At 43.9% G+C, this 383-nt stretch carries 1 protein-coding gene; it reads left to right on the top strand.

Annotation, left to right across the window (positions count from 1 at the left end; all coding sequences use genetic code 11):
• Positions 1 to 383, top strand: a 383-nt coding sequence (locus ETC05_RS17610) for an aminotransferase class IV (RefSeq protein WP_171661577.1), incomplete at both ends; no start/stop codon positions are given.

The raw sequence follows: 383 nt of genomic DNA, 5'->3' as shown, positions 1-383 counted from the left end.
TGGGAGAACAATGGATTTTTTTAAACGGAGAATTTGTAACAAAAGAAAACGCAAAAATATCAGTTTATGATCATGGATTTTTGTATGGGGACGGCGTGTTTGAAGGTATTCGCGTCTATAGCGGCAACGTATTCCGCCTAGAAGAACATATAGATCGTCTGTATAACTCAGCTAAGTCCATTATGCTGAACATTCCATACACGAAAGATGAAATGATCAACCACGTGCTCGAAACCGTCCGTCGCAATGGATATCAAGATGCGTACATCCGCCTTGTCGTTTCGCGCGGGGTTGGCGATTTGGGGCTTGACCCGTATAAATGCAAATCACCGCAAGTCGTGATTATCGTTGAGCCGCTGGCGCTCTTCCCGAAACATTTATAT

Source organism: Geobacillus sp. BMUD, from assembly GCF_013096845.1.
Classification (GTDB): Bacteria; Bacillota; Bacilli; order Bacillales; family Anoxybacillaceae; genus Geobacillus; species Geobacillus vulcani.
The sequence above is the reverse complement of the archived record's forward strand: the minus strand, read 5'-3'. Positions and strand labels throughout refer to the sequence as shown.